General features: G+C 40.3%; 21 protein-coding genes. 13 read left to right on the forward strand and 8 right to left on the reverse strand.

Annotated features, from left to right (window positions below):
• Nucleotides 1-94 precede the first annotated feature (94 nt).
• Nucleotides 95-2,251, forward strand: a complete 2,157-nt coding sequence (locus IJ00_RS23600; RefSeq protein WP_035157382.1) for a serine/threonine-protein kinase — start codon at nucleotides 95-97, stop codon at nucleotides 2,249-2,251.
• Between the two features lie 44 nt (nucleotides 2,252-2,295).
• Here IJ00_RS23600 and IJ00_RS23605 read toward each other — a convergent pair whose 3' ends face one another.
• Nucleotides 2,296-3,288 (reverse strand): S-layer homology domain-containing protein, encoded by a 993-nt coding sequence (locus IJ00_RS23605; RefSeq protein ID WP_035157385.1) that lies wholly within the window; start codon nucleotides 3,286-3,288, stop codon nucleotides 2,296-2,298.
• A 571-nt stretch (nucleotides 3,289-3,859) separates the two neighbouring features.
• Here IJ00_RS23605 and IJ00_RS23610 point away from each other — a divergent pair.
• The 4 genes from IJ00_RS23610 to IJ00_RS23625 all read left to right on the forward strand — a co-directional run bounded on the left by IJ00_RS23610 (nucleotide 3,860) and on the right by IJ00_RS23625 (nucleotide 8,711).
• Complete coding sequence (locus IJ00_RS23610) at nucleotides 3,860-4,879, forward strand: multicopper oxidase domain-containing protein (protein WP_035157387.1); 1,020 nt, start codon at nucleotides 3,860-3,862, stop codon at nucleotides 4,877-4,879.
• Nucleotides 4,880-5,165: 286 nt separating this feature from the next.
• On the forward strand, nucleotides 5,166-6,191 hold the full coding sequence (locus IJ00_RS23615) for a helix-hairpin-helix domain-containing protein (RefSeq protein ID WP_035157390.1): 1,026 nt from the start codon (nucleotides 5,166-5,168) through the stop codon (nucleotides 6,189-6,191).
• 256 nt (nucleotides 6,192-6,447) lie between these two features.
• Entirely contained in the window at nucleotides 6,448-7,401 is a 954-nt protein-coding gene (locus IJ00_RS23620; RefSeq protein ID WP_035157393.1) for an FTR1 family protein, read from the forward strand.
• Nucleotides 7,402-7,808: 407 nt separating this feature from the next.
• Entirely contained in the window at nucleotides 7,809-8,711 is a 903-nt protein-coding gene (locus tag IJ00_RS23625; protein WP_035157396.1) for a class I SAM-dependent methyltransferase, read from the forward strand.
• On the opposite strand, the gene IJ00_RS29285 is transcribed toward IJ00_RS23625, so the two are convergent.
• On the reverse strand, nucleotides 8,690-8,857 hold the full coding sequence (locus IJ00_RS29285) for a hypothetical protein (RefSeq protein WP_168163525.1): 168 nt from the start codon (nucleotides 8,855-8,857) through the stop codon (nucleotides 8,690-8,692). The genes IJ00_RS23625 and IJ00_RS29285 overlap by 22 nt on opposite strands.
• A gap of 292 nt (nucleotides 8,858-9,149) precedes the next feature.
• Between IJ00_RS29285 and IJ00_RS23630 the strand changes: the two genes are divergently transcribed.
• Together IJ00_RS23630 and IJ00_RS23635 are read left to right on the forward strand one after the other, a co-directional pair.
• A complete protein-coding gene (locus tag IJ00_RS23630) occupies nucleotides 9,150-9,812 on the forward strand; it encodes a conjugal transfer protein TrbI (RefSeq protein ID WP_035157399.1) in 663 nt (220 codons plus the stop codon).
• A 272-nt stretch (nucleotides 9,813-10,084) separates the two neighbouring features.
• Nucleotides 10,085-11,335, forward strand: a complete 1,251-nt coding sequence (locus IJ00_RS23635; protein ID WP_035157401.1) for an S-layer homology domain-containing protein — start codon at nucleotides 10,085-10,087, stop codon at nucleotides 11,333-11,335.
• 125 nt (nucleotides 11,336-11,460) lie between these two features.
• Here IJ00_RS23635 and IJ00_RS23640 read toward each other — a convergent pair whose 3' ends face one another.
• On the reverse strand, nucleotides 11,461-12,780 hold the full coding sequence (locus tag IJ00_RS23640; protein ID WP_035157403.1) for an ATP-binding protein: 1,320 nt from the start codon (nucleotides 12,778-12,780) through the stop codon (nucleotides 11,461-11,463).
• A gap of 680 nt (nucleotides 12,781-13,460) precedes the next feature.
• On the opposite strand from IJ00_RS23640, the gene IJ00_RS23645 reads away from it, so the two are divergent.
• Entirely contained in the window at nucleotides 13,461-13,778 is a 318-nt protein-coding gene (locus IJ00_RS23645; protein WP_035157405.1) for a DUF3155 domain-containing protein, read from the forward strand.
• A 640-nt stretch (nucleotides 13,779-14,418) separates the two neighbouring features.
• On the opposite strand, the gene IJ00_RS23650 is transcribed toward IJ00_RS23645, so the two are convergent.
• Nucleotides 14,419-14,946 carry a cofactor assembly of complex C subunit B gene (locus tag IJ00_RS23650; protein WP_035157407.1) on the reverse strand — a complete coding sequence of 176 codons (528 nt, stop codon included), beginning with the start codon at nucleotides 14,944-14,946 and terminating at the stop codon, nucleotides 14,419-14,421.
• Between the two features lie 56 nt (nucleotides 14,947-15,002).
• Nucleotides 15,003-15,350: a PadR family transcriptional regulator gene (locus IJ00_RS23655; RefSeq protein WP_035157410.1), complete on the reverse strand. Its 348-nt coding sequence runs from the start codon at nucleotides 15,348-15,350 to the stop codon at nucleotides 15,003-15,005.
• A 565-nt stretch (nucleotides 15,351-15,915) separates the two neighbouring features.
• Here IJ00_RS23655 and IJ00_RS23660 point away from each other — a divergent pair.
• The 3 genes from IJ00_RS23660 (at nucleotide 15,916) to IJ00_RS23670 (ending at nucleotide 18,400) form a co-directional block, all read left to right on the forward strand.
• Nucleotides 15,916-16,485: a DUF3611 family protein gene (locus IJ00_RS23660; protein WP_035157414.1), complete on the forward strand. Its 570-nt coding sequence runs from the start codon at nucleotides 15,916-15,918 to the stop codon at nucleotides 16,483-16,485.
• Nucleotides 16,486-16,658: 173 nt separating this feature from the next.
• Nucleotides 16,659-16,865: a hypothetical protein gene (locus tag IJ00_RS23665; protein WP_035157417.1), complete on the forward strand. Its 207-nt coding sequence runs from the start codon at nucleotides 16,659-16,661 to the stop codon at nucleotides 16,863-16,865.
• 428 nt (nucleotides 16,866-17,293) lie between these two features.
• On the forward strand, nucleotides 17,294-18,400 hold the full coding sequence (locus IJ00_RS23670) for a peptidylprolyl isomerase (protein ID WP_035159527.1): 1,107 nt from the start codon (nucleotides 17,294-17,296) through the stop codon (nucleotides 18,398-18,400).
• Nucleotides 18,401-18,440: 40 nt separating this feature from the next.
• Here the strand turns inward: IJ00_RS23670 and IJ00_RS30020 are convergent, their stop codons facing one another.
• On the reverse strand, nucleotides 18,441-18,563 hold the full coding sequence (locus tag IJ00_RS30020) for a hypothetical protein (RefSeq protein ID WP_256388827.1): 123 nt from the start codon (nucleotides 18,561-18,563) through the stop codon (nucleotides 18,441-18,443).
• A 51-nt stretch (nucleotides 18,564-18,614) separates the two neighbouring features.
• On the opposite strand from IJ00_RS30020, the gene thiL reads away from it, so the two are divergent.
• Nucleotides 18,615-19,652 (forward strand): thiamine-phosphate kinase, encoded by a 1,038-nt coding sequence (thiL, locus tag IJ00_RS23675; RefSeq protein ID WP_035157421.1) that lies wholly within the window; start codon nucleotides 18,615-18,617, stop codon nucleotides 19,650-19,652.
• 205 nt (nucleotides 19,653-19,857) lie between these two features.
• On the opposite strand, the gene IJ00_RS23680 is transcribed toward thiL, so the two are convergent.
• The gene (locus IJ00_RS23680; protein ID WP_035157424.1) at nucleotides 19,858-20,871 is read right to left on the reverse strand and encodes a type I glyceraldehyde-3-phosphate dehydrogenase; all 1,014 of its coding nucleotides are present in this window, start codon (nucleotides 20,869-20,871) and stop codon (nucleotides 19,858-19,860) included.
• Nucleotides 20,872-21,042: 171 nt separating this feature from the next.
• The gene (nadD, locus tag IJ00_RS23685) at nucleotides 21,043-21,672 is read right to left on the reverse strand and encodes a nicotinate (nicotinamide) nucleotide adenylyltransferase (RefSeq protein WP_035157427.1); all 630 of its coding nucleotides are present in this window, start codon (nucleotides 21,670-21,672) and stop codon (nucleotides 21,043-21,045) included.
• A 340-nt stretch (nucleotides 21,673-22,012) separates the two neighbouring features.
• Between nadD and murC the strand changes: the two genes are divergently transcribed.
• Entirely contained in the window at nucleotides 22,013-23,476 is a 1,464-nt protein-coding gene (gene murC / locus IJ00_RS23690; RefSeq protein ID WP_035157430.1) for a UDP-N-acetylmuramate--L-alanine ligase, read from the forward strand.
• Nucleotides 23,477-23,497 lie beyond the last annotated feature (21 nt).

The raw sequence follows: 23,497 nt of genomic DNA on the forward strand, positions 1-23,497 counted from the left end.
TAATTTGCGTTGCGAAGTCAGGTTTTTCTCTTCTTCCGGTTATCCTGTGGCAAGATGGAAATTAGATAGTATTGCACTAAACGAAGCAAACTAAATGTTAGGAAAGATACTTGTTGGACGCTATCAAATTCTTCGTCGTTTAGGTGGTGGAGGTTTCGGAGAAACATTTGTTGCTTGTGATACCCAACTACCAGGAAAACCGGAATGTGTTGTGAAGCAACTACACATACAAACTCAAGATCCTGATACTCTTGCAACTGCCAGACGTTTATTTGATACAGAAGCGCAAGTTCTCTATCCTTTGGGTAGTCATGATCGTATTCCCCAACTTTTGGCATATTTTGAAGAAAATCAACAATTTTATCTAGTTCAAGAGTTAGTACTTGGTCATGACCTTTCCCAAGAGTTAATATTGGGAAAACCTTGGCAGGAAAATCAGGTTATTGACCTGATGCGAGAAATTTTAGAAATTTTAGAATATGTTCATCAACAAAAAGTGATTCATCGTGATGTTAATCCCCATAACATCTTGAGAAGAGACAAAGATAATCAATTAATTCTTATAGATTTTGGTGCAGTTAAACAAATCACTACCCAAGTTGTGAATCCTCAAGGTAAAACGAAATATACTGTAGCGATTGGGACTCCTGGATATATTCCTAGTGAACAAGCACAAGGCAATCCGAAGTTTAGTAGTGATGTCTATGCGGTGGGAATGATTGCTTTGCAAGCTTTAACTGGTGTGTCTCCAGAAGAATTGGAAATAGATGAACAAAGTAATGAATTTAATTGGCAAAATCAAGTTAAAGTTTCTCCAGATTTGGCGGTAATTTTAGATAAGATGGTGCGCTATGATTTTCGCCAACGCTATCAAAATGCTACAGCAGCTTTGGAAGCATTAAATTCTTTAAATCAAGCTCAAAAACCAACTGTTAATTTAAATCTGCAAAATCTGCCATTTATTCAAAAGAGTTTACCTGCTTTAACAAATAAGCCTCGGAACTTGCTAAAAAAGTTAGCAGCAGGAATTATGGTTTTAGGTTTGGGGACAGTTTCATCAATATATATTCTGGCGGCAGTTAACTCTGTAAATACGACAGAATTGTATAAGCAGGGTAATACTCTCTATGAATTGCAAAAATATCAGGATGCTTTATCGGTTTATGAAAAAGCGTTAAAAATTAGTCCTAATTATGCGGCAGCTTGGTATGGTCAAGGTAGAGCTTTACATCAGATGCAGCAATATAAACAAGCATTATCTGCTTTTGACCGAGCGATTCAGTTGGAACCTAATTATTTAGAATCATGGATAGGTAGGGGACTATCCCTAGGAAAATTACAGCGATATCAAGAGGCGATCGCCACCTTTGATAAAGCAATCACCATTGATAAAGATTCCCCAGAAATTTGGAACGCTAGGGGCGAAGTGCTGGCACGAATGCAACAATATAGCCAAGCTCTGGAATCCTATGAGCAGGCAATTACCTTAAATCCCAAGTCTGAAGAAGCTTGGTACAATAAGGGCTGGATGCTGCAAAGTCTTAAACGCTACGATGAAGCCATCACTGCCTATGATAAGGTCTTAGAATTACAACCTAGTAATCAGCAAGCTTGGTATAATCGCGGCAATGTCCTCGTAAATTTAAACCGTTATACCGATGCTATCTTCGCCTACGATTCCGCGATCAAATCCCAGCCGAATCATTATCAAGCTTGGTTAGCTAAAGGTAATATCCTCATCAATTTACAGAAATATCCAGAGGCTGTGACATCCTTTGAGCAGGTAATTAAATATAGCCCCAATAATTATAGTGCTTGGTTTGGCAAAGGTTGGGCACTCCATCAAAATCAACGTTATGAGGCAGCTGTCACAGCTTATAACAAAGCCATTGAGTTAAAACGTAATAATTATCAAGTTTGGTACAATCGCGGCAATTCTCTCTACAATTTGCAAAAGTACCAAGAGGCGATCGCCTCCTATAATCGAGCCATCCGTTACAAACCTAACCATCCGGAAAGCTGGTATAGTCGCGGCAATGCTTTGTTATTTTTGAAACAATACAAAGAGGCGATCGCCTCCTACACCCAAGCCATAAAACTCAAACCAGACTACCAGCAAGCAATTGACTCCCGCAATAAAGCAGAGAGCCAATTACCAAAGGAAACTACTGAAGAACAACCCAAGACATTGGTAATTCCCCTGAGCATACCTACCCCTTCTCCCCAGGAAGAAAGGCAAGAAAATCGCTAAACAAACAGGATTACCAAAAACCAGATTTCTCCGTTTCAAGTCATTTACTGAGGTGCGCTGACAAGATAGGGAGATGAGGTTTTTTCTAGCCTACCTGTTTTCACCAAAGCTTGGTGTATCATCACAGCAACTTCACCACGGGTTGCAGGTTGATTCGGATTCAAGAAAGCGCGATCGGGATAATTCACAACTAAACCATTCTTTGTTGCCGCAGCGATCGCATTCACCGCATAGGGTGGAATATCTTTGGCATCCTTGTAAATACTGACGACTTTTGCCAGATTACTCGGAGGTTTTAAACCTAACCCACTCACCAAAGACACCAAAACTTGCACACGGGGAATTCTCTGATTGGGGTTAAAGGTATTATTGGGATAACCTTTCAAAAATCCCATACCAATAGATTGGTTGATAGCATTACCTGCCCAGTAATTTGTCGGCACATCTTGAAAACTTAGCCCCTGTTGCCGCAATTTTTGATTAAAAGCTTGTTTGAGAATCGCCGCATATTCGGCACGATTTACCGCTTGATTCGGTCGAAAACTGTAATCATCAAAGCCTTTAATAATATTACGGGAAGATAGGGCATTGATAAATTTGCGACTCCAGTGATTACTAGGCAAATCGGTGAAAATGATTGGTGGAGGAATCACCGTCTTATTTGTCGAGTTGTTTTCTGGAAAGGTTTTAGTCGCTAAATTCAGAGAAGCAGTCGGAGATATCTCAACTTGGGGGGATGGAATAGGAGAAGCAACGGGAGAAGTGATTACTACAGATGGTGGAGTCACTCCCGCAGATGAAATATCTGTCTTGACTTCTGGATTTGACTGAGGGAGTGCTATGGATTTACCTGTCGCAACTACAGTTGGTGTCACATTTGCGGATGGTGAGTTGACATTACCCAAGTTCCAGCCTGTATCTTTACGGGTAAATCCCCAAAATAAAATAGCCCCAATTGTGCCAAAAGCGACTAGGATACCAATAAAATCATCAAAGCCAAGGGAGTCTGAAGGTGTTTTCGGATCGGAGGGAAGCATAGGGGTTTCCAGATATAAAATTTCAGATTCAAAAGGATATTGAGGGCAAAATATCAAAAATCCTTTTAGCAAGGCTATTTAACTCAACCCTCATTAAGCCATATTCAAGGATTGAAGTATATATTTGATACCAAAATTTAAGAAATTATCAATAACTGTATCTACTAGAACTACTTGCAAGCACGACTACCCACCTGAAGGGAAATTTCATATTTTCAGTTGCTTCATGGTAGTATATTGAAATTAATTATCATAAAGCTTGTTTATATTTAAAGCCAATTGATAATCTCACTAAGTTAGTTGAAGTTAAACGCTCAACTTAGGCGGGTTAATTCCCCTGCTTCCATAAGCAGTTTGCTTACCATCCTTCGACAAGCTCAGGAACCATCGGAGTCAAATCCCCTAAAACATAATTACCAAATGTTTGAAGACTTTCATAGCAGATGTACCCTTCTTATCGGGTTACGCATACTTGTCTCAAACAGTGAAGCTAGTCAATTCAACCTAGTGAAATTGGGGATATAGTTTCTCAAATATTTAATTGCTAAATACTTTTAATATTTTATAAGCAATGCCTAATAACTTTGCTCTAGATAGAGAAAATCTGTGGAGTCGTCGCCAAATTCTGAAACTAGGATTAGCTGGTGCGGGAATAACTGGTGCAGCTGCCCTGTGGCAAAACCTGAGTGTAGGAAGCAAGGGTTTAGTGCGAGTACCACCTATGGATACAAGTCTATCTTCACAGACGACTAACCCCATGAAGATGTTGAGGGAGTTTGAATATGGCACCGTGAAGCAAGAGAACGGACGTACGGTGAGAGAATTTCGCCTCACAGCAACAGCCTCTGAGATGAAGCTAAATAGTGCAGTTTCCTATAACGTCTGGCATTTAAATGGTCGCATACCAGGACCAACCCTCAGAGCAAAGCAAGGCGATCGCGTGCGGATAATATTCCTAAATCAAGCTGGACATTCCCATTCCCTACACTTCCACGGATTCCATAGAGCAGAAATGGATGGAGTTCGTCCCGTTCGCAATGGTAGTGCCACAATTTATGAGTTTGATGCAGAACCTTACGGAGTTCACCTTTACCACTGCCATATTGAACCAGTAACCCGTCACATATCCAAAGGATTGTACGGAATGTTTATTATTGATCCACCGAAAGCTCGTCCAGCAGCCGACGAAATTGTTTTAGTCATGGGTGGATATGACGTCAATGAGGATAACCGCAATGAACATTATGCTTTTAATGGGATACCTCACTACTATATGGATAATCCCATTCGCATCTACCAAAATCAGCTAGTGCGATTGTATGTACTCAATTTAATTGAATATGAATCCGCTGTCACTTTCCACCTGCACGCCAATTTTTTTGATGTTTATCGCTACGGTATGAGTCTAACTCCTAGCGAAAAAACTGATGTCATCACCATGGGTATCGCAGAGCGGCACATATTGGAGTTTGCCTTTCCCTATTCTGGCAAATACATGTTCCATCCCCATCAGGATTGGATTGCCGAAGAAGGGTGTATGGGGCAATTTGAGGTACTTCCTAATAAGAATTTGCAGCAACAAAATTCCTAACAGCAATCAAATCAAGGGTTAGGGCAGTTTCTGTCAACCCTGCTACGTAGTCTTGAAGTTTTTAACCAGCAAGTAGAAGACTTAAAATAATCCCTCGTCTCAACCACGAAATTGAATTTATTTAATCAAATTTAATATTTTGTTTATTTAAAAAGATTATTAACTTTATAAAAATATTTATTAGTTACTTGATAAAAACTACTATTAAGTTGAAAATAAACCTAGCAAAGTCTACGACTAATCGTCAAAGTCAATTTCTAGCTTTATCCAGTCCCCAAGAGCAACAATGAAAAAAATTGGTTATGTGTGTTTGGCAATAGCGACTTGTGCCGTTGTTTCCTTAACTTCCTGCAATCAGACAACCCCAACAGCGAATAATTCTCCAGCAGCCCCATCTGCCAATTCGACTATCCAAACTACTGAGACTTCCAGCCAGACTAGTCATAATACTCACAGCAAACAAATCAATATCAATAATGCAATTCTCTCGGAACTAGATAAATTGGAAGCTAAACTGGGAATTCCAGCATTATCTAACAAGATTCAGGCAAATAAACCATACGCAAATCCTGAGGAGCTAGTCACTAAAAAGATAATCACTCAGGAACAGTTCAATCAAATTAAAGATATGGTAACAGTGCAAGAGATTGTACTTACTGGTGAGGCAAAAGATATTGATTACATGACAAAGTTAGGTTTAATGAAAGGACATCTTTATGTAGCCAAAGAATTATTAGACCAAAATCAACCAAAACAAGCTGAACCTCATATAGGTCATCCCGTTGAGGAAATTTATGTTGATGTGGAAGAGCAGTTAAATGAGCGTAAAGTGAAAGAATTTAAGACAACATTGGGCAATTTTCAAGATTTAGTAAAATCTAATCCCAAGGATGTCAAAGTCAAAACGGACTATACCGCTTCCATAAAAGCAGTGGAGACAGCGATCGCCGCCTTACCTGGAGAGCAACGTTCTCAACCAAAATTTGTATTACAGGTAATTAATGGTTTACTGGATACAGCTAATTCCGAGTATGGTGCAGCAGTTGCAGGTGGAAAAATATCCGCAATTATTGAGTATCAAGATTCTCGCGGGTTTGTCATCTATGCCAATGAATTATACAAAGATATTTCTGAGCAAATGGCTAAAGATCATCCCGAAGCACACAAATTGATTGTAGCGAATATGCTAGAACTCACAAAAAATTGGCCCACTGCAATTGCTCCAGCTAAACCTGTGAAAACTACCGATGAAATCAGCAAGCTCGTCAAAGCTATTGAGCAAGAATCTCAAAAAGTAGTCGGAAAATCTTAGAAGGAAAATGAGTCTAGTACCTCTGCACAGACTTCTCAATTATGCAGGGCGAGCGTTTCCTGGATTTTGAATGGTAAAGTAGTTCGCTCTTGGGAATTTTCCTGGTGAAGAACTATCGCTCGCGTAGGGTATCCACTACTGTATCCAAAGGATTCACCCGAAGGGTTGCTTTGTTGCTTGCTGTACTAACTATCTGGAATATATACAAGGGCAACCCCTCAAATAAGATTGTTCTATTTAGGATAAATCATAGCCCATGAACTTTAGCATTGCCTTACCTGTTTTTGTCATTACACTTCGAGAAGGAGTGGAAGCTGCTCTCGTCGTTGGTATTGTCTTAGCTTTACTCAAACGCTCTAAACAATCTCGACTTAACCTTTGGGTATATGCAGGTATTGGTGCGGGAATTGCCGCTAGTGGCTGTATCGGTGTTTTATTGACTTGGGTAACAAAAGCACTGAGTGCAGCTAATCCCCAATATGCTGCCGTCACTGAGGTATTTTTGGAGGGAGTTTTTAGCGTGATGGCGATCGCCATGCTCAGCTGGATGCTTCTATGGATGACAAAACAAGCTAAATCCATGAAAGCTCAAGTAGAAGGAGCAGTTACACAAACACTGAAAAATAACACTCACGCTGGTTGGGGGGTTTTTAGTTTAATTTTCATTGCTGTGGTTCGAGAAGGCTTTGAAACTGTTCTTTTCATCTCTTCTAACCTACAAGCCGGATTCATGCCTGCGATTGGTGCTATTGGTGGGTTGCTAGCATCAGCTTCTGTTGGTGTTATGCTCTTCAGATGGGGCATTAAAATTAACATCCGCCAATTTTTTCAGGTGATGGGTGTCTTGTTAGTGCTAATTATTGCCGGGTTAGTCGTAACAGCACTGCAACGTTTTGATGAAGGTTTTGCCAGTCTGGCTTTGGCTGATCGTGCTTCCGCTAGTCTTTGTTTCTATTACGAAAGATTTACCAAAGTACATTCTTGCATCCTAGGACCAATGGTTTGGAACAGTTCGCAAATTCTGCCCGAAGAACAGTTTCCTGGCATTATCCTAAAGTCTTTATTTGGCTACACCCAAAATCTGTACTTAGTGCAAGCAGTGGCATACTCAGTATTTTTAGTTACAATTGGCGGCTTATATTTGCGCAGCATTACCAATGGAAGTAAAAACCAGATGTTTGAGCAGAAATCTGTTTCAGGGAAAGGTTAGAAATATCATTGCAAATTTCCACCGGACTCCTATCTAATTTCACCATGGGAAAAGGAAAACATCAACTTTTCCCAGACAGCGATCGCCAGTTAATTAGTATAAAAATATAGTTTAACTTCGGTAATAGTACTAGACTAAAATCTTCAAAATTATCAAAATTTCACCATTATCAGTAAATTAAGACTGTAAAATCACTTAAGCAAAAAAACAGTATTATCTCTCTCCTTTTTGTAATTAAATTAGATTAAAACAGCCTATTTCTATCTCAGTAAATACGGATTATCTGGATAAAAAAGTATTCCTATATAGTAGAAATAACTAGCTAAAAATTACCGGAATAGTTGCCGCTAACTAGAAATTAAGAGTATAACGTAAAACATATTGACTCGCGTATCAGCACTATTCCTATGACCCAAACCGCAGAACCCCAAATCGGTCTCAATCAATATCAACTCCTAGATGGTATTTATGTTCCCAAGGATTATCAAGATTTAAATAGTACAGAACATAAACAAAAATGGGACAAAATTGGTAAAACCTACTATGGTTCCCAAAAAATAGAAACAGCACCAGCAGATTCCCAACTCAAGAAAGACTATAAATTATTGACAGGTACTCCTGGGGGAACTTGGTCAAAATTTCCTGTGAATAAATCGGTGGGTACTCTGTTGGAACTCGGTTGTGGTTATGGTCGTATCCCCTTGTTCCTCTCGAAAAACCATCAACTCAGATGTCAGAAATACTATGGTCTTGATATTTCTGAACCTTTGCTCAGACGCTTACAGACTTGTAAACAAGAATATGACTTTTTCCCCGGGGCAGAGTTTAATCTAATTTGTAATTCTGCCGAGATTCTACCTTTAGAAGATAACTCCGTCGATTTATTAATTTCTAACTGTGTGTTTATGCATATTCCAGATGCACAGTTAAGAAAACTGATGGCTGAAATGGTACGTGTTCTGAAACCCGGTGGTAGTTTCGTTTTTAATCATTCTTTTCATAACAAAGCTTGTCCTTCCCATAAAATTCATAATTTCATTAGAAGAATCAATATATTTAAACAAAATCCGATTTATCTCAAACAATACTCAGCAGTTGAAATTGAAATGATGTTAACTACAGCAGGAATGAAGAACAAATGTCCAGAATTCCTCGTAGAACCGACTAAAGAGTATGCAATTTTACCAGAAACTATTAAAGGTATCCCCGTACCCTTTGCGAAGAAAATCAACCAAAGTCTCAAACCTGCACCAGCAGATCAAGAAAAGTTTGCCTACGGGTTTAGTGCTTACAGCTTACCCCTAGCATAAGCCAGAAATACAAATTTATCGTACCCGGTATATCCTAGCGATCGCTCTCCCCAGTCTGACATGGGAAATAGGGCGATCGCTACTTTTGTATAGCTATCTATCCCCACCACATCTATATATACAACCCTTTGAGGGAATTGTAGCAACTTAGGGAACAAGTTATGGCTTTGCCTGTCATATCTGCCATTAGTTAGTATTTTCTCAACCCAATTAGAGATATAAGAATAGTGGAGAGCGATCGCTGATATCTATTTATCAGCACAGTTATGTAGAAAGATAAAGTTTAAAGGAACAAATCATCCCAGTATTGCTGAAATCTCAAATTGTAATCACGCAAAAATGAGTTTTTCCCAATCAGAAACAATCTCAATTACACCACGTCATCAGTAACTAAGAACACAAAAAATCCAAAATCTAGATACTTTAAGGAAACCTGAAATGGCTCATTTAGCTCGTTGGAAATCAAGCGCTTTAGCTGTAATGGCAATGACTATGACTACAACAACTGTAGCACCTCTTGTCGCTTTTGCCCCAGCTCAAGCTCAAATGTTTAACTCCCAACTACGGGGTATTACCATTGCTGCGGGAGCCAGACTTCCTGTAACCTTTGAAAAAGAAAAAATTGTCATTGCTCCCCAAGATAAATCAGAAGTAACTTTAAAAGTTGCCCGCAATATTCGAGATAGAAGTGGAACTTTACTAATCCCCGCAGAAACGGAAATTTTTGGTAGTCTACAACCCGCCACTAGAAATGGCAAAAGAGGGACTCAGTTTATTGCCGAAAAAATGGTATTCCCTAATGGTGATGAACAACCAATTAATGCCAAATCTCAGATATTAACCAAAACCGAAAAACTCAAAAAAGGCGCAAGTACTAACTCTATTCTTACAGGTGCTGCCGTTGGTGCAGGTACAGCTTCCCTGATTTCTTTAATTACAGGCAACAAGAAGATTGAAACCCTAGAACCTGTTGTTGGTGCTGCTGTTGGTGCTTTAGGTGGACTTCTATTCGGTAAGAAAGAAGTGGAAGTTGTTGTTATCAAACCAGAAGAAGATTTAACTTTGACCTTGACTAATGATTTAGTTCTTGCTCGCCGTTAATTACTGGTTATATCACGCTTATCTCAGGGATTTAGACTATGAAAATATCCCTAGATATTATCTATTGAGTAATTTCTTATAGCTGAAAATATCAACGCGGTCGCTGAACTTTTTATAGGCGATCGCTATTTTATTTGATTGGACATTTTTTTAGTCTCTTGCCCCCAATTAAGTCTATTTTGCTGTGATAAACATGGAACATTTACCAATGCATGGTGTCTAATCAAACAACAGAATATATGGGTAATATTCCCCGGAGAAATTAAAATAGTATGTTTAACTCCTCACCTTGGCAATCGAGATTATCTGCTGGTATAGCTGCTAGTATGACACTGGCAACAGTTACTCCTTTTTTCCTAGCAACACCCTCCTTTGCTCAGACATCTTTTTCCGATATACCTAATAATTATTGGGCAGCACCATTCATCCAAGAATTATCCCAGCGTGGGATTGTTTCCGGATTCCCTGATGGTCGTTTTCGTCCAGAAGAAAAGGTGACACGCGCTCAATTTGCCGCGATGTTAAATAAAGCTTTTTCTAAACCACAACAGCGTCAAGCAATTCGCTTTGCTGATGTTCCCAGTAATTCTTGGGCATACAGAGCTATTCAGCAATCCTATACTACGGGTTTTCTCTCTGGATATCCTGGTAATTTCTTTGAACCCAATCAAAATATTCCTAGGCAACAGGTGTTAGTTTCCCTAGCAAACGGTCTAGGGTATACAAGTAGTGGTAATGTTAGTAGTATCCTGCAAAACTTTAACGATGCTAGTGAAATCGCTGGTTATGCTCGTCAGCCGATCGCCGCAGCCACAGAACAGGATATAGTCGTTAATTATCCGAATGTGCGTTTTTTGAATCCCACAAGTACCGCAACCCGCGCACAAGTTGCAGCATTCATCTATCAAGCGTTAGTCAGCTCTGGGAAAGCATCAGCGATTAATTCTCCCTATATTTTCGCCTTCAATAACCAGACTCCTCCCCCTCCCGTTGCGGTAAATATCCCCGCAGGAACAGTCATTCCCGTCAAGTATGATAAAGCAGAGCAAATTCTTGTCACCAAGGATGAAACTGCTCCCTTAACCCTCACCGTTGCTCAAAATGTGATTACAGATAGGGGTAGTGTGGTAATTCCTGCGGGAAGTCAGGTAGTTGGTAATCTCAAACCTGTAAAAAACAAATTGGGTTCTCAATTTATTGCCCAAAAGTTGGTTTTAACCACAGGAGAAGAATACGATCTCAAAGCAGCTTCTGAGGTAATTACTAAAACCAAAACTGTGAAAAAGGGCGATCGCAAAAATGCTGTCATTAAAAATTCTGTTATGGGTGCAGCAGCAGCCGCAGCTGTAGCAAGTGTGACTGGTGATCGGGCGATCGCCACGGAAGAAATTCTTGGCGGTGCTGGAATTGGGGCATTAATCGGTATTTTCTTCGGACAAAAGAGTGTAGACTTAATTGCTATCGACCCTGATACTGACCTCCAAATGACCATAGATGAAACATTACAGGTTTCCTTAAAATAGTAATCATTGTCAGAAAATCAGGTACAAATCAATTCACTCCCCATGATTGTAGAATAGCTATCCTTGCCCCTAAGTTGAGTACCTGAGTCAGATAAAATATGCTGTATCTACCACCAGAATATTCATTAATCAACCATCGGCAACCAGACAATAAAAGTTGTTCCTGGTGTGGAAGAAGGTTTCATACTACTATTGAGTGCAGGACTGAAAACTTGAATTTCACCCTGCATTTGCCCAATTAATTGCTTGGCGATCGCAATTCCTAAACCCGTACCAGGGATTGCAGTTTGCGCTTGCACACCTCGATAATGTCTTTCACCTAAATGCAATAAATCTTCCGGGGGAATCCCTGGACCATTATCACTAATAGCGATACCTTGATAATTAATCTGATTCTCAGTTTTTTGTTGTCCCAACTGAATCAGAATTTTTCCCTGGGCAGGTGTATACTTCAGGGCATTATCAATTATATTACATAAAACTTCCTGCAAAGTTTTGATATTACCTTTTACCTGGGGTAAATTGGGCGGGTTATCCACCTTGATTTGTAATTTTCGCTCCTGGGCGATCGCCTTTGCCGAACTTAATAATGGTTGCAATATATCAATAAAATAAAAATTAGTCGCTTCCTCTCCCGTACCTGGCAACAACAAAGGAGAGCTTGTATTATTTGGCACAGAAGCAGTCACAATCACTTCCGGATTTGACGGTAACTCTAAAGTTCCTAAATCTGCTGTAGTTAAATCAATCACCTCTTCAAACTTTTGCAGTAATTCCTGTAGGCGATCGCTCTCTCGTACAATACTAACTGCAACTTCCCGGTTTGCATCTCCACTACGTAATCGCTTCATCAACAACTTCCCAAAAGTTCTCAACGCAGTCAAAGGATTACGAAATTGATGCAATAAGTTATCCAATAAATCTTGTTGCTTCTCTTGCAAAATTTGTTGCTGATGTAATTGCTCGGCTAACCAAGCTCTCCGTCTATCTAAAACACAAGCTAAAGATATCGTTTGGGCAATACGTTCAATTTCCCCACGTTCTTGCTCATTCCATGCCCTATCTTCCCTTGCTGTCACAAATAAACCCATCATCATCTCTTCATACATCAATGGTAAAACTATCTGCTCACCACTGGGTAAATATTCCGTTTCTAAGTCCGGCAGAAAATCATCTGCTGATACATCTGGAACCGTGACAGATAGTTCCTCTGCTGCTGTTAATAATTTTTGCCTTAACTTTGGCAATGCCAAAGAACTCCCACTTTGCCTTGCTGCTGCTTCAGGATAAACAACCACAGGAACTAGCTGCGCTTCTTTTGTAGAGGCTTCTACCAATTCTTGTGTTAAATATACAACACTCAAGGACGCTCCCAGCCCCTGGGCTAATAGCGCCATTTGTTCTCGACAGAGAGTAACAAACTCTGAACTGGCAGATATCAACATTTTTTAGCTCTTGCTGAGAATTATCGGTGAAGATGATCACAGGGTAATCATATCTTCTCTTTTACAAAGCTTAACTAATATCTAGTCAAAATTGCCTTAAACCAAAGAAGGAAAAATCCTAGAAAAGATAGAATGATTTTGCAATCCTCCATGAGATTTATTTCCTGGCAATCTCGATTATCTAAATAATCATCATGGTGTGGTCTTCTTGTAGAGTAATGCCTACACCAGGAAACATAATTAGTCAGGCTTAAGGTTCGCCATAATTTCGTCTTCCCCCTTTACTCCTGATCATTTTTCAATCTAGGTAATACGTAGTGCCTATTCTCTTTGAGTTGGTATGGGGAGCATCTATGCCGTGAATACTATCACCATATTCATATTTCTAATACTTTGGCTTGATGCGCGACATGAAGTAACTATTGAGAATAACCTGAAAATTTATAATCAAAAAATGCACAGCATTAAATTATAAATTAATTTCTCTAGGGAATCAATCCCCAATCCCTAAAATAAACAAGTCACAACACAAATCCTCCACGACATGACTTTTGTGACTCAAAAATATTGATTGTATCAAAACTTTAAAAACTATTGATTTTTTAAACTAAAACTTTTATAATTACGACGGGTTTTGTAGCTATAACTACAATTTTGTAGCTTAAGAGGAGGAAAATAGGTTGGCAAGGAGACGAAAGCGGAAAAGCCGTCGTCGCCAGGAAGGACGACGTATTTTAGAACATGTGCCTCAATATAGCATTGAAAGCGGCGAAGATAAGCCTGTAACAGCAGCCCGTAAATTCATTCAGGCTGAGGGCATATTGCCACCTGCACTCTTGCTCGTAAAACGGAATGAACACACCACAGACCGTTATTTTTGGGCAGAGAAGGGTTTGTTCGGTGCTCAGTACGTTGAAGAAAATCATTTCCTATTTCCCAGTTTACGTACATTGGAGGGACCCCCAGGACAAGAAGTGCTAGCAATGGCGAGTCGGTAAACCATTAAGGTTGCTCAGTACAAATTTCAGTGAGGCTTTTGACCATTATTTACTGGCAGATAGCTGATTTTATTCAGTATTTCATGTTTTTTTAAAGTTTGTAGCCATTTTGCCAGTCAGACTAGATTCACCTGGATAGTTAAGGTTAATTCAAATTAGTTATTTAACCAGAATGGTTCAAAATACTATTTGAAGGAGCGAAGATGCATTGTGGGATAGAGCGAATTCTTATCTTAGGGTGACAAAAACAAGTTTCAAATTTGGGATTTTGTTTTGGCTTAACGCTTTGCTAGTCACCATAGGAAAAATCCCTAAAAATCCCCAAGTATAGAAAAATCCCTGTAGAACCCCTATCTTGCTCTGTCAACGCTGATATATACAATTAATGCCAATTGGAAACATGAAGTTGGTTAAGATGGATAGAAAAATGTCATTTAGGCATTAGTCAATCCTTCTGGAAAAGCTTTTCGGGGCATAAACTCCTAGTAAAAAGCTTTTGTCAACATCTCTATTTCCAATGGTGTGATCTGTGTCCAAGGCGACCCTACCATTTTCCTCCTCATGTCCATTGCCTCTGGGATTAGTCGATACTAGTCAAAAGCCTCGTTTATCCCTAGAAATGGTCACAAAGTTAATCACCTTAGCATGACTTCAACGGTAACATCCGTTGAAGTTCATTTATTTCATCACGATGGGCAACCACAGTGATAACGCTTGGGAAGGTTGAGAGATTAGAATTGTTTTCTATTTTCAAACAGACCTTCTCAAGTTTTCCGGCTTTCTTCCAGTAAAATATACCGCTCAAGGGTGCAAGTAGTGGTAAACCGAAGAAAAGACTACTAACACCAGGAAAGAGCAGAGAGAGTACCAAGGCTAAACAGAGAGTGCCAGCAGCAGCAAGTCCAGTTAGAAAGACTGCCAAAAAGACACTCGGTTGAACAAAACCTTCAAACACGACTTGGTTCTGTTCTGGGTCCACCGCTGCCACTCGGTAAGACCTGGATTGGAAATACTCGCGTATTTTTGGTATGAGGATAATTTCTTCTTCTTCAGAAACCAGTCGAGTGACTTCTGTCCGGTCTTTAGTCGAGGCGCGAATAAAAAACACTAGCCCGACTAGTGATAACAGAGTCAGCAGCAACGTGGATGGCAGGATAGCGGTGTCCATAGCAAATAGTTAGTTAATGTTTCACTGGTGGTGACTTATTCATTATTTATTATTCGCTACTTTGTCCTTTCGTTAATATATCCCTGCCACAAACGTCCTAATTCCTGGGCTTGGGGAAGCCAATCCGCAGAAATTTGATACATCCGTCTGGGACGACCACGTCCTTCGAGTTTTTTCCAATATCCATCTATAGCTTTGTTATCTTCAAGAAACTTAATGGCACTATAAAGTACCGTATCTGAAAGTCTATAGGTGGGATATTCTGATTCCAATCGCTGAATTAACTCAGTTCCGTAGGACTCTCCTTGTAGTAAAACGTACAAGATATAGCAGATTGCGAGTTCCTGGCACAGGTAAATTGGCGGAGGATTTTCAAAGAATTTATATATATCCTCAAGTTTCATGGTTGGTGAATGGCTACAAAAATGCTGAGGGCTTTACTGAAAAATCACTGTTAGTGAGTATATAGTGTCACCCTCTGGATGTGAAGTATATAACATCACTGAGGCTTGATGAGCTAAGAACAAACATCAAAAATGTGATTTCCTGGGTAGTTTGCCCCAGAAAAATGGACTTGTCTCTTTTGAGATGCAAAAATGTACACCTCTACCTCATGTTCTAAGCGGTGTGATGAGGAGCAATTAGACAACGACAAGGACGTTATCTTTGTGTCAAGTGATGCCGAACGTGTGAGGACTGCTTAAGCGTAAAATGCCGCCTTAGCAATTTTAAGGGTAAATTGCTGCTTTTTCTCTAAAACTTAATAAACACTTTTTTTACAGTCTACATCCTAGTACAACTTATAGGAAATGATACTTAGTCTGATTCTTAACTTTTGTGACCAGGAAGACGATTTGATACATCATAGGTATGATTGGTACTTAAAATATTATGGTTTGATATTCTTTTTGACCATTTGCTCAGTGTGATAGTAAATTAATCAAGCGCCCAGCACATAGTTGATGCAGTATGTCAGAAAGAACCGATTCCCAATCATCTCAAATTCGGGCGATCGCCCAAAATTTTCGCCTTGTCGGTTGGATCAGCTTTTGGATTCAACTGGTTCTTGGTGTAGTGTCAACGATTATCGTCTTGCTCTTCAGTATTTTTAGTCAGAGGGCAGGTAGTCCCAGTAATAACCCAGGGACTGGTTTTGGAGTCTTTTTGGCGATATGTGGGTTAGTCACCCTAGGTGTGGGGATTTATTTAGCATTTCGCTATGCCAAAACTGGCAGGCAACTCATGTCTAGCAACCGTAACAACCGCCCCAGCAAGCTAGAAACGGTTCAGGTATTACGTTTAGGCTTAATGGTGAATTTACTGGGAATGCTGGTGACTTTGTTAGGTGCACAGGCGATCGTTGGGACTTTAGTCGCTAGATCCATATCTTCCCAAGCTGTCACCACCCAATTATTTGACCCCAACCGAATTATTAGCGGTTTGGATATGTTAGTTGTCCAAGCTAATACCAACACCGTCTCTGCTCATTTTGCGGGACTTGCTGCTTCGATTTGGCTATTGAACCGAATCACCAAATAAATCATCTTGGTATCAACCAGATATTTTATCTTTTCCGGAAGTATCTATTCCCATACTGAAGACTCAGTACAGATAGGGCGGTAAATTTACTGTTTCGCTCCGGCGATCGCTAACTACTAACGCCCACAAGTATCTTAAAACCTATACTAAAATTTATTTTCAGGTCTTCAGTTATGAAAAAATTAGAAATATGGAAATTTGGTATTCAAGTATTTTTTAGCACAATCGTTATCGGATTATGTGCTGTGCAAATAGTCAAAGAAAACAATCAAGACAATAAGATGCTCTACTGGAGTGGGATGAGTTCTGTTCTGGCTTATTGGCTACCCTCCCCTGCTAGCTTCCAAACAGAGAATAAAACATCTGAAAAAGAACCATAGTGGTATAATGCGGGACAAGAGATAGGGGAAGATTCGTCACAGACCTCCATAGAAAAAGTACCCTGTGATGCTCAAGGAATAATATGCAACTAAATTGTATAAGGTGAAAACATCAAGCGATGGTAGGGTTTAGCTCCTGCTGGCTTTGTCCATATAATTTAGACGCTGAATAGCTCATAAGCCTGAAATTCTTTCCTATACTGTGTTGCAGTTCAAAAAAAACCATAAATCATTTCTTTTGGAACTTGTCTCCTCCTCTCCATCATCAATTTGATTCCACATATTGATTAATAAAACCTACGCAAAAGTGCAAACTTGAAATATACCTAACTGACTGTGATTAAGCGCGTTCTGAATCCCCGACTGTGGGAAGATGATGAATGGGTTACGCCCAGTCAAAAATTTTCATACTGCATTTGAGCTATCTCATGTTCAAAATATTAAAAACTCGTTTGCAAAACAGCTTACTGACGCTGCTGTTGCTAACAATATTTGTAGGTTTAACGACTGTTGGGTGGACTCCCTCCAGTATGGCTGCACTACCAGCAGGAAATGCGATTACGGATGGTAGAGCTTTATTAAGATATGCTTTGCCTATCAACAATAAACCTGTGCGGGTGTTGCAAGGAAGTCTAGAAGATATTTCTAGTCAACTGCGAGCTAATCGTCGTTGGAGCGCTGTTTCCAAGGATATTAGCAAAGCTTCACGGGTATTAGATAATCCTGTCAAGCTTTTAGAAAGTGTCACACCGGAAAATCAAGCTCAGGCGCAAACTCTGATTGAACAACTAAAATCAGGGATAACATCAATCCAAGAATTGTCAGACGCTAAGGATAAATTTGCAGTTCTTGATAAAAGAGAGCAACTATTAACCTTGGTTGGAGACTTAGAACAATTAATGGTGAAGGGTTTCCCCTTTGAAGTTCCGGTAGAGTATAGTAATTTACCTCAACTCAAGGGTAGAGCAACGATCGCCATCAAAACTAATCGAGGTGATTTGACTCTTGTCGTTGATGGTTACAGCGCTCCTGTAACTGCTGGTAACTTTGTGGATTTAGTACAACGTGGTTTCTATAATGGTTTAGAATTTACCCGTTCGGAAGAGTCCTATGTATTACAAACTGGTGATCCAGCTGGTAAGGATGTCGGTTTTATTGACCCCAAAACTGGAAAATATCGTGGTATTCCTTTAGAAGTACTGGTAGAGGGTGATAAAAAACCTACCTATGGCATTACCCTAGAAGATGCTGGACGTTATACAGATATGCCTGTATTACCTTTCTCAGCTTTTGGTGCTTTGGCTTTAGCACGTCCGGAGACTGATGTCAATGGTGGTTCCTCCCAGGTTTTCTTCTTCTTATTTGAACCGGAGTTAACCCCAGCAGGACGTAACTTATTGGATGGACGTTATGCTGTTTTTGGCTACTTGACAGCAGGTAAGGATATTTTGGATGAGCTAAAAGCTGGTGATAAGATTGAATCTGCAAAGGTGGTGCAAGGAATTGAGAATTTGATTCCCCCGAATGCAGCTTAATTATCTGGGGTGAGTTAGCAGTGTGAGGGAAAATCCGCTGCTAATTTATTTCACTGGCAGCAAAATTTTTTTCAGTGGCGATCGCTGATTCGGGAAAAATGCAAGAAACAATTTCCGGATTCTGAATATACACAGTCTCTTCGTACAAACCTTCTTCTAGCAAGAGTACCGTTTACTCACCACTCATTACCCATCACCCACTACTCACCCATCCATGACTGTGAACCCAGACTTATCTCACTTAAAAGTCCAAGACATAGGTGAGCAAGGTCTATTAAAAATCCTCCAAGGTTTCTGCCCTCCCGAGATAATTGGTGATGATGGGGCAATTTTAGCCATCGTACCGACAGAATCCCTAGTTGTCACCACAGATGTATTAGTTGATAATATTCATTTCAGTAATATTACTACATCTGCCGCCGATGCAGGTTGGCGTGCAGTGGCAGCGAATCTCTCAGATTTAGCCGCGATGGGAGCAAAACCTGTGGGTATTACCGTAGGTTTAGGACTTCCTGGTGACACCTGCGTGGAATGGGTGAGGCAGTTATACCAAGGTATGGGGGAATGTTTAAACCAGTATGGTACGGTAATTGTCGGCGGTGATATTGTGCGATCGCCAGTCAAAACCATCTCTATTACTGCTTTTGGTCAAGTCCACCCCTCCCGTGCAATTCGTCGCCACACTGCCAAAGTAGGGGATGTAATTTTAGTTACAGGATTTCATGGTGCATCCCGTGGAGGTTTAGAGCTACTCTTACATCCGGAATCATCTCAAAATCTCACCCTCCAGGAAAAACAGTATCTCATTACAGCCCACCAACGTCCCCAACCAAGGTTAGATATATTAACCTTACTGGAAAGCCTCCACCCCAATTCCAGTCACCAATTACCCCTTCCCATCGCTGGAATGGATAGTAGCGACGGTTTAGCAGATGCAGTTCTACAAATTTGTCGCGCAAGTGGAGTTGGTGCAGTGATTCAACAGCATTTATTACCCATACCACCAACTTTTTTCCACTGGCTCTCCCCAACCCAAGCTAGGGAATATACTTTATATGGTGGTGAAGACTTTGAGCTAGTATTATGTTTACCAGCTGAATTAGCTCAAAAATTAGTTAGCCAAATCGGTCAAGGTGCTGTAATTATTGGCAACATCACAGAATCTTCCACAGTCATGTTACGTGATATTCATAAAAAAAACCCCGACCAAATATTAAATCTGAGCCAGGGGTTTCAACATTTTAATCAGTAGATAATTGCCGATCAGTCCATAAATGAGACTAATTTTCAAATATCCCTATCATCGCTGATTAAGGTTGTGATATGAATTTGCGAAATCTGTCTATGAGTGATTAGAACCATAAGACTAGACAATCAGTACAGAATGGCAAAAATCGCTAACCAAGAAAAAGTTTAAAATCAGCATTTATAATCGGTTAGAAATTTTGCCCCATCCACTAGTTCCACTTCACAGCAACAAGTTCAGCTAAGTCTAGTACACGCTGACTGTAACCCCACTCATTGTCATACCAAGCCATAACTTTAACCATGTCATTACCCATAACCATGGTCAGGTTAGCATCCACAATCGAAGACTCATCTGTACCTTGGTGGTCAGAAGATACTAAGGGTAAGTCTGTATAGGCAAGAATACCCTTCAATTCGCCTTCAGATGCTTGTTTGAGAGCTTCGTTTACTTCTTCGGCAATAGTACGTTTTTCCACTTGCACAACGAAATCTACCATAGAAACGTTGGGAGTGGGTACACGTAGTGCTACACCATTAAGTTTCCCTTTCAATTCTGGCAACACTAATGCTACTGCTTTTGCTGCACCAGTAGAAGTGGGAACAATATTAATTGCAGCAGCTCTTGCACGACGCATATCCCGGTGAGAAGCATCTAACAGACGTTGGTCACCAGTGTAGCTGTGAGTAGTGGTCATTGTACCTTTGATGATGCTGAATTTCTCATGCAACACCTTGGCAATGGGTGCTAGACAGTTGGTGGTACAACTAGCGTTACTAATAATATGGTGTTTGTTATGGTCGTAGTCGTGGTGATTGACTCCCATGACGAAGGTTCCATCTTCGTTTTTGCCCGGTGCTGTAATCAGAACTTTTTTAGCACCAGCATTAACGTGTTTCATTGCCCCTTCTTTGGCAGTGAAAACCCCTGTCGCTTCGATAATTAGGTCAATATCCCACTCTTTCCAGGGCAAGTTTTCTGGGTTGCGATCAGATACACATTTAACGGTCTTACCGTTAATGATGATGGAATTATCATCAGCAGTAATGTCAGCACCTTTTAACTTCCCTAGCATGGAGTCATACTTCAGCAGGTGAGCATTGGTTCTAGGGTCAGATGTGTCATTGATAGCAACTAATTCAATATTGCTATTTTCTCTGCCTACCCAGCAGCGCGCAAAGTTCCGTCCGATGCGCCCGAAACCGTTGATTGCAACTCTAATCACAGCGTCTTGCCCTCTGTTATTTTATGCCTAAAGAAATCCTATGGATGACCCCGATCATATCGCAAAGGGGGAGTATTTATAACTATCAAGTGTTAGATTCTTAAAAAAAACTAATTTTTTCGTGATGGATGACGGGTGATGGGGGAGAGTTGACAGAAAAATAACTTGTGTCTACTCATAACCATACAGCTTATGGGTGGCAATGTATTCTCTAACTGATTCCGGTACAAGATGGTGGATAGATTGACGATCGCGGCAATGTTCACGAATTTTACTAGAGGAAATTCCAACCATAGGGGTATGCAATACTTGCCATTGTATGCTATGAAGATGTTTTGTTGATTTGACTAATTGTTGTTCTACTTGCTTGCAGATTTCCTCTGTTTGAGTTATAACCTCACCACTGGGGAATCGAGGTGCAATCAACCAATGACATGATTGGACGAATTCGGGGGCACGATACCAGTGAGGTAAAGATTGAAATGTATCTAAACCAACAATCCAATACCAATGACATTGGGGATATTCCACCGACAAGTCCAATAGGGTGTTAATGGCGTAGGAGACACCATGGTGACGTTGTTCAATGGTAGAAACAGAGAAAGCAGAATAGTTGGCGATCGCCAATTCCACCATTGCTACTCGATGTTCAAAAGCTACTACCCGTTTGTGAGGTGGTTGAAAGGACGGAACCCAAAGGACTCGTTCTAAAGGTACTTGACGCAGAGCTGTTACGGCTATCAACAAATGTCCCCAATGCACGGGGTCAAATGCGCCGCCAAAGATTGCCACTTGTTGCATTCACTTATCAATTAAGTTAGGCAAACTTTTAGGAATATCTGTAACCAGTCTTACATTATAACTAAATGCAGGCAAAACATGAAAATATGTATTTGAAAATACAGGCTTTTGTTTCCAGATTATGCAGAAATTTGCAGAATAATCATAATATTAGTTCAGGAAGAGAAAAAATCGGGAGCAAGGTAAAATCATTTTAAACAATTACAGCCAAAAAGGCATAAATGCACTTATCATCAAACATGAAAACGATACAGATACCGTATCGGTAAAAAACAAATTCCTGTTATGATACCCGTGATATTTTTGATTAGTGTGTGGTGTGGTGTTTGAGGAGCAATCAATGAAAAATTCTGTTAACTTCAGTGGTAAACCATTTCATTTTATAGGTATCGGCGGTATCGGGATGTCTGCCCTGGCTTATGTCCTAGCCAAACGCAACCTACCAGTTTCTGGTTCAGATTTACGTCCTAATCATATTACCCATCGCCTGGAAAGTATCGGCGCTCACATCTTTGCTAAACAAGAAGCCAGTAACCTAGAATTTTTCCATTCTCCTGAGGAAAATACGGAAGTAGGATTACAGACATCAGCAGAATTACTGACTGAGGAACTAACTAATTTACCTCAAGTTATCTGTTCGACAGCCATAAATAAAAATAATTTGGAATATAAAGCGGCATTAGAATTAGGTTGCCCAATATTTCATCGTTCAGATGTACTAGCAGCGTTAATTGCTGATTATGAAAGTATTGCAGTGGCTGGAACCCATGGTAAAACCACCACTAGTAGTATGATTGGTTATATGTTGGTGGAAGCCGGTGTAGACCCAACTATTTTAGTAGGCGGAGAAGTGAACGCCTGGGCAGGTAATGCTCGTTTAGGACAGGGACGCTATTTAGTAGCAGAAGCAGATGAATCTGATGGTTCTTTAATCAAGCATCACCCAGCAATTGGTATTATTACTAATATTGAATTAGATCATCCCGACCACTACGAAAATTTAGAAGCAGTCATTGATATTTTTCAAACCTTTGCCCAGGGTTGTCAAACTCTGATTGGTAGCATTGATTGTGAAACTGTGCGCGATCGCCTGCAACCAAATATTAGCTACAGTTTATACCCAGAAAGTAATGCAGATTATACTGTAACTAATGTTGAATATCGCGCAGACGGTACAACAGCCCTAGTTTGGGAACGGGGCAAGGCTTTGGGTTTACTAAATTTGAAAGTACTGAGTCGTCACAATCTCAGTAATGCCCTGGCATCTGTAGCCGTTGGTCGTCTGTTAGGTTTAGAGTTTGGTGAAATCGCTAAGGGATTAGCAAACTTTGAAGGAGCCAGACGACGCTTTGAGTTGCGAGGAGAAATTGGCGGTATTACCTTCATTGATGACTACGCTCACCACCCCAGCGAAATCCGTGCTACCCTTGCTGCCGCCCGTTTACAAGCCAGACCAGAACAAAGAGTGGTTGCCATCTTCCAACCCCATCGCTATAGCCGCACTATTACCTTCCTAGAAGAATTCGCTGAGTCCTTTGCCCATGCAGACCTAGTTGTCCTGACGGATATCTACAGCGCTGGAGAAAGTAATTTAGGACACGTTAGCGGTGAGATGTTAGCAGCAAAAATTGCAGAACATCATCCTCAAGTTAATTATCTACCAACTCTTCCCGCAGTTCATAATTTCTTGTTGCATAATTTGCGTGCCGGAGATTTGGCACTATTTTTAGGTGCAGGAAATTTAAATCAGATTATTCCTGATGTAATTGGGGAATTGCGACAACCTGCTACAGCGACATCCTAACATTGAGAGCGTCAATGCAAT

It is taken from the genome of Calothrix sp. 336/3, assembly GCF_000734895.2.
In the GTDB taxonomy this organism is placed as follows: Bacteria; Cyanobacteriota; Cyanobacteriia; order Cyanobacteriales; family Nostocaceae; genus 336-3.

Bases quoted from the DNA above. Each gene is read 5' to 3' on its own strand.
- IJ00_RS23605 (WP_035157385.1), bottom strand. From the start codon at position 3,288: ATGCTTCCCTCCGATCCGAAAACACCTTCAGACTCCCTTGGCTTTGAT.
- IJ00_RS23655 (WP_035157410.1), bottom strand. From the start codon at position 15,350: ATGAAACTTGAGGATATATATAAATTCTTTGAAAATCCTCCGCCAATT.
- murC (WP_035157430.1), top strand. From the start codon at position 22,013: ATGAAAAATTCTGTTAACTTCAGTGGTAAACCATTTCATTTTATAGGT.
- IJ00_RS23615 (WP_035157390.1), top strand. From the start codon at position 5,166: ATGAAAAAAATTGGTTATGTGTGTTTGGCAATAGCGACTTGTGCCGTT.
- IJ00_RS23670 (WP_035159527.1), top strand. From the start codon at position 17,294: ATGTTCAAAATATTAAAAACTCGTTTGCAAAACAGCTTACTGACGCTG.
- IJ00_RS23630 (WP_035157399.1), top strand. From the start codon at position 9,150: ATGGCTCATTTAGCTCGTTGGAAATCAAGCGCTTTAGCTGTAATGGCA.
- IJ00_RS23625 (WP_035157396.1), top strand. From the start codon at position 7,809: ATGACCCAAACCGCAGAACCCCAAATCGGTCTCAATCAATATCAACTC.
- IJ00_RS23610 (WP_035157387.1), top strand. From the start codon at position 3,860: ATGCCTAATAACTTTGCTCTAGATAGAGAAAATCTGTGGAGTCGTCGC.
- IJ00_RS23650 (WP_035157407.1), bottom strand. From the start codon at position 14,946: ATGGACACCGCTATCCTGCCATCCACGTTGCTGCTGACTCTGTTATCA.
- IJ00_RS23660 (WP_035157414.1), top strand. From the start codon at position 15,916: ATGTCAGAAAGAACCGATTCCCAATCATCTCAAATTCGGGCGATCGCC.
- nadD (WP_035157427.1), bottom strand. From the start codon at position 21,672: ATGCAACAAGTGGCAATCTTTGGCGGCGCATTTGACCCCGTGCATTGG.
- IJ00_RS23635 (WP_035157401.1), top strand. From the start codon at position 10,085: ATGTTTAACTCCTCACCTTGGCAATCGAGATTATCTGCTGGTATAGCT.
- IJ00_RS23620 (WP_035157393.1), top strand. From the start codon at position 6,448: ATGAACTTTAGCATTGCCTTACCTGTTTTTGTCATTACACTTCGAGAA.
- thiL (WP_035157421.1), top strand. From the start codon at position 18,615: ATGACTGTGAACCCAGACTTATCTCACTTAAAAGTCCAAGACATAGGT.
- IJ00_RS23665 (WP_035157417.1), top strand. From the start codon at position 16,659: ATGAAAAAATTAGAAATATGGAAATTTGGTATTCAAGTATTTTTTAGC.
- IJ00_RS23600 (WP_035157382.1), top strand. From the start codon at position 95: ATGTTAGGAAAGATACTTGTTGGACGCTATCAAATTCTTCGTCGTTTA.
- IJ00_RS23640 (WP_035157403.1), bottom strand. From the start codon at position 12,780: ATGTTGATATCTGCCAGTTCAGAGTTTGTTACTCTCTGTCGAGAACAA.